Annotated in this window: 3 protein-coding genes; 1 reads left to right on the forward strand and 2 read right to left on the reverse strand. The window is 40.9% G+C overall.

What is annotated here, in order from left to right:
• Positions 1-1,338 (forward strand): family 20 glycosylhydrolase (locus FH976_RS15360; RefSeq protein WP_194091659.1); only part of this gene is annotated, 1,338 nt, incomplete at its 5' end.
• Between the two features lie 118 nt (positions 1,339-1,456).
• Here FH976_RS15360 and fadJ read toward each other — a convergent pair.
• A complete protein-coding gene (gene fadJ / locus FH976_RS15365; RefSeq protein WP_228767472.1) occupies positions 1,457-3,598 on the reverse strand; it encodes a fatty acid oxidation complex subunit alpha FadJ in 2,142 nt (713 codons plus the stop codon).
• A complete protein-coding gene (fadI, locus tag FH976_RS15370; RefSeq protein WP_228767473.1) occupies positions 3,598-4,983 on the reverse strand; it encodes an acetyl-CoA C-acyltransferase FadI in 1,386 nt (461 codons plus the stop codon). The genes fadJ and fadI overlap by 1 nt, the downstream gene beginning before the upstream one ends.
• Positions 4,984-5,513: the final 530 nt, after the last annotated feature.

Below are 5,513 nucleotides of genomic sequence, written 5' to 3' on the forward strand. Positions count from 1 at the left end.
TATACTGAACACACTTTTGCTTATCAGAATCATCAAACCGTGTGGCAAGGTTACGATCCATTAACCGCGCAAGAAATCCGAGTAATCGATCACTACTGCCAGACAAAAGGAATCGAATTAATTCCTAATCAAGCCACCTTTGGGCATATGGAAAAATGGCCCTGTCATTCTGATTATCAACATATGGCAGAGCAAACCAATGGTTTTTATGACCAGCGTGGAGATTTCCGACCTCAGTCCTTTGGGCTTAACCCTTGCCACTCTCAAGTGCCGCAATTCATTGAATCATTACTGGATGAATTATTGCCTAACTTCCAAAGTAATACGCTAAATATCAATTTTGATGAAACGATGGATCTTGGCGTCGATGGCAGTAAACAAGCCTGCGATGAGAAGGGTAAAGGGCAAGTTTACTTAGACTATCTTAAAACCATTTTACCCATCGCTGAATCGAAAGGAAAACGATGCCAAATATTCAGTGACATGCTATTTCATTACCCTGAAATTTTGCCGCATTTACCCAAAGATTTAGAACTGCTCAATTGGGGTTATGAAGAAGACCATCCTTATGATGTTGAGCATCAAAAACTGTCAGAGTTTGGCTATCCTTTTCAAGTCGTCGTCTCAACGAACTGCTTTGCATCCGTTATTGGCCGTAGACAAGCAGCAGAAGTGCACATGCGTAGAGCCGCAATTTCCGCTAAAAAATATGGCGCACAAGGTTATATGATTTCAGAATGGGGAGACATGGGCCACGCACAACCTTTCTGCGCCCCACTGCCTTATTATATCTTTGGCGCCGCAATGGCATGGGGTGAGTCTCAACATGCTGAAATTAATATTCACGAGGGGTTATGCTATTTTTATCCGCAGGAAGACCCAGCATTATTACAACATTTATTAACACTACAAGATCGCTATCTGGGCTCTGGGGTGACCACTCCGAACTGTGCTTTCTATGGCCCTTTCATCTTCGATCAGATTTCTAAACGCCATATTAAGCACGCCGAAATACAAGATGAATCGATTTTAAAAGCCGCCATTAATCAACTTCAAATGGATAAAAAACAATTAAAGAAGTATCAAACAACACCTTTGCAACAACAGTTAAACTGGGCTGTCGACACCATGATACTGGCGAGCCATATTGCTTTGTATTATCAACAACAAAATACCAGAGAACTGCATGCATTATCTCCAACCAGTAAAACACATCTATTGGATTTATTAGCGCTTATCAAAGAGACCTATTTTGACATCTGGCAACATGATTACCGACTTGGTGGTTGCCAACAAAGTTTCTCTCGTCTTTTAATATTGGAAGAGCAATTAAAGTAATTAGATAAGATCACCAATAAAAACCCCGACAAACTTATTCAATTTGTCGGGTTCCTGATTGTTTAATATGAGCTTTGATTAACCTGACCGCGATTAAAATAAAGCATATCCGTTTTCGTTAAGCGGGATAGAACTTATCGCCCGTACCTGCTCGGGTGAGTAAGCCATCTGAAGGCGCAAACCGTGAACCGTATTTACCTGCATATTCATTCATGGTTTCAACCAATTTTTTCGCGCCAACTTTATCGATATATTTAAATGGCCCACCTAAGAATGGAGGAAAACCAATACCAAATATTGCGCCAATATCACCATCACGAGCGCTAGCTATAATACCATCATCTAATGCACGAACCGCTTCATTAAGCATTAACAATACACAACGCATCGCGACAACTTCTTCACTCAGAATCGATTCTGGTTTTAATTTCAATAAGCTATAAACTGACTTATCGACTTCTTTTTTCTTACCTTTATAAGTATAAAAACCTTTGCCGCTCTTACGCCCTTTACGATTATCTTTTAGTAGAATCTCAAATACATCTGGTGCACTAAAACGCTCACCTAGCTCTTCTACCAAAATAGGCGTAATTTTGGCACCAATATCAACGCCAACTTCATCAAGTAAGGCAATTGGGCCCACAGGGAAGCCAAAGTTTAACAATGCTTTATCAATATGCTCAATTGGCTCACCCGATAACAATACTCGTGCCGCTTCATTCATATATGGCGCAAGAATACGATTCACATAAAAGCCGGCCTTATCTTTCACTACAATCGGGGTTTTACCTTGCTTACGAGCAAATTTTACCGTAGTAGCAATAACCTCATCAGACGTACCTTCATGCGGGATCACTTCCACTAACGGCATTTTATCCACCGGGCTAAAATAATGCAGACCAATAACATTTTCAGGATGCGCGGCACCTTGCGCTATTTTTCCAATCGGCAATGATGAAGTGTTACTGGCGAAAATAACGTCTTTCTTAGCATTGCTTTCAACATCTTTCACCATAGATTGTTTTAAGCTCAAATCTTCAAATACGGCTTCAATCACCATATCTTTGTGAGCAAAACCCGTAAAATCAGTACCGCCAGAGATCGATTGCATCTGTTGTTGTAATTGCGCTTTGGTGAGTGAGCGACGTTTAACTAACTTGCCTAATAGCTGATAGCTATAACTCATTGCATGCAAAATGCCATCATTCGATACATCTTTAATCCGCACTGGCACTTTAGCTTTGGTTGCCGACACATAACTAATGCCAGCCCCCATTAGGCCGCCACCTAATACCGCTACACTGGTGATCGTTTTAGGTTTTGCATCACTACCGAAATCTTTTTTCATTTCAGTTGTGGCAAAGAAAATTGAGCGTAAAGCTTGAGATTCAGGCGTCATCACTAATCGACCAAATTCATGAGCTTCTTTAGCAAAGCCCTTTTCCATACCGTTCTCTAAGCCATACTCGATAACTTTTAAAATCGCTTTTGTAGCTGGGTAATTACCACGGGTTTTCTGTTTCGTTTTTTTCGCCGCTTGTTCAAAAATAACTTTACGACCCATTTTGGTATTCGCAATCAACTTTTCTTTAAGGTCAATTTTTACTTTACGTTTAGACTTCGCGATATAGTCCTTCGCCGCTTCCAATAAAATTGATTCTGGTACACATGCATCAGCAAGGCCTAATTTAACTGCTTTTTTAGCGCGTAATAGCTTGCCGGTTAAAATCATATCTAGACTATTTAATAGACCAATAAGGCGCGGAAGACGTTGCGTTCCACCTGATCCTGGTAATAAGCCCAATTGTACTTCTGGCAACCCAAGTTTGGTCGCAGCATCGTCACTACAAACTCTGTAATCGCAGCCTAAAGCCAATTCTAAACCACCGCCTAAACAAGGCCCATGAATCGCCGCTACGACCGTAAAAGGCAATGCAGCCAAACGAGAAAACATTTGTTGACCTTGCGTGGCAAGTTGCTCGGCTTCTAGTGAAGATTGGCACGCTTCTAACATTCGCACATCAGCGCCAGCAATAAAATTATCAGGCTTGAGAGAATGAACAATGAGGCCTTTCACTTGTGACTTCTTACTATCAAGCTGATTAAAAATTGCTTTCATTTGATCGGCAAATTCAGCTTGAAGCGTATTCATTTTTTCATTAGGAACATCAATGGCAAGCCAAGCAATATTATCGTCGTCAATAGTGAGAGTGAACGCCGTTTTATCCATTAAATTGGCCTTTAGGTTTTCAGCAGTCATTATTTATCTCCTTTCTTGCTTGTACTCTGGCTGACAACATCGCTCTTTGTGGCTACTTTTGGTTGGTCTACTGCCACTTTATCAACTTCAAGAATAACGGCCGCACCTAACCCGCCTGCCGCACATGCTGTCGTTAATGCTAAGCCACCACCACGACGTTTAAGCTCACGTAAGGTTTGAGTCATTAATCGTGCGCCCGTCGCTGCAAATGGATGCCCATAAGCCAACGAACCGCCAAGTACATTAAACTTATCCATATCAATCACGCCGATTGCTTTATCGCGCCCAAGCTTTTCTTTGGCAAAGGTTTCTGAGGCAAACATTTTCACGTTCACTAATGTTTGCGCGGCAAATGCTTCATGCATTTCGATTAAATCCAAATCGCTCAATTCAATACCAGCGCGATCCAATGCAATTGGTGTCGCGTAAGATGGGCCCATTAACATGTCTTGATGAACATCAATAGCTGAAAAAGCATAAGAACGAATATAGCCAAGCACGTCTAAACCTAGCTCTTTCGCCTTGCTTTCACTCATCATCAAAACGGCCGCAGCGCCATCGGTTAATGGTGTACTGGTTGCGGCGGTAACACTACCAAACTGACGGTCAAAAGCAGGACGCAACTTAGAATATTGCTCTAAACTTGAGTTATTGCGAATGTTGTTATCTTTCGCAATCCACTCTTTAAATGGTTCAGGGTAAGCGGTCATGACTTCGTCTTGAATTAAACCATCTTCCCAAGCTTGAGTTGCTAACGAATGAGATCGGTGCGCTAAGGCATCTTGCTCTTCTCTTGAAATTTGATGTGTTTTTGCCATTTGTTCTGCAGTTTGTCCCATTGACAATCCAGTAGAATATTCCGCTACAGCAGGCGGAACAGGTAAGAGATCTTTGAAGGATAACTTACGTAGAATCGATAATTTTTGCGGTAAGGTTTTGGCTTTACTTAATTCTAATAAACCTTGAGCTAACGATTTTGATACACCAATAGGAAGAACCGAGGAGGAATCTGCGCCGCCAGCAATACCAATCTCAATGTTGCCTGCCATGATACTTTCGGCCACGTTAACCGCAGATTGGAAACTCGTCGCACAGGCGCGAGTCACACTATAAGCATCTGTCGATACATTCATTCCTGTACCAAGAACAATTTCACGGGCAATATTCGGCGCCGCAGGCATTTGCACTACTTGGCCGAACACGACTTGATCAATGAGAGAAGGATCAATACCGGTACGAGCCAGTAATTCGCTGACAACCATTTTACCCAAATCCACTGCTGGCACTTCTTTAAAGGCACTACCTTGACGAGCAAATGGCGTTCTTAATCCAGAAACAATAGCAATACGATCACCATTGCGAGTTTTCACTTCCTGCTGAATCATGCTTTATCCTTATTTAAGTAAAATGAATATACCCTTTGCCCTCTTTGGGCATAAATAAATGGGTCTAAGTAAAATGGTCAATCATAGCAAAAAAAGAGGTCTGACCTGTAATTGTATACAAAACTAGAAAGCATAAAAACGTGATACTAATGTTGCTTAAAATATTAGTGTAAACTTGTGATCTTATCGATACTTCTGACGATTTAACTATCTTGAAAAAGAAAACTCATACCTGATTAATATTTTTTGTAATAATGACTTTCTTTATACAGTATAAGAAACCACACTTTTCTAGTTCACACAGTCATTTTAGGGTCAAAACTGATACGTAATCAAATAATTAGCAGCCTCAATACGAATAAACTTTACATAGCTAAAGTATTAATAAGGGATTAATTGTGTCAATTAGTCAAATATTTAGAAAGAAAAGTGGTAACTATTCACCCGCGAGGCCTTGACACTAAAGTTATGTGACCGGGTTAACTTGATCCCACATTCAACTTGAGTAATCTTTTTTCGGTGGCAACCTG

Source organism: Vibrio hibernica, assembly GCF_015223435.1.
Classification (GTDB): Bacteria; Pseudomonadota; Gammaproteobacteria; order Enterobacterales; family Vibrionaceae; genus Vibrio; species Vibrio hibernica.

What these genes read in the sequence shown, in the direction of transcription:
- fadJ (WP_228767472.1), bottom strand. Translation starts at nt 3,598, where the DNA reads ATGACTGCTGAAAACCTAAAGGCCAATTTAATGGATAAAACGGCGTTC.
- fadI (WP_228767473.1), bottom strand. Translation starts at nt 4,983, where the DNA reads ATGATTCAGCAGGAAGTGAAAACTCGCAATGGTGATCGTATTGCTATT.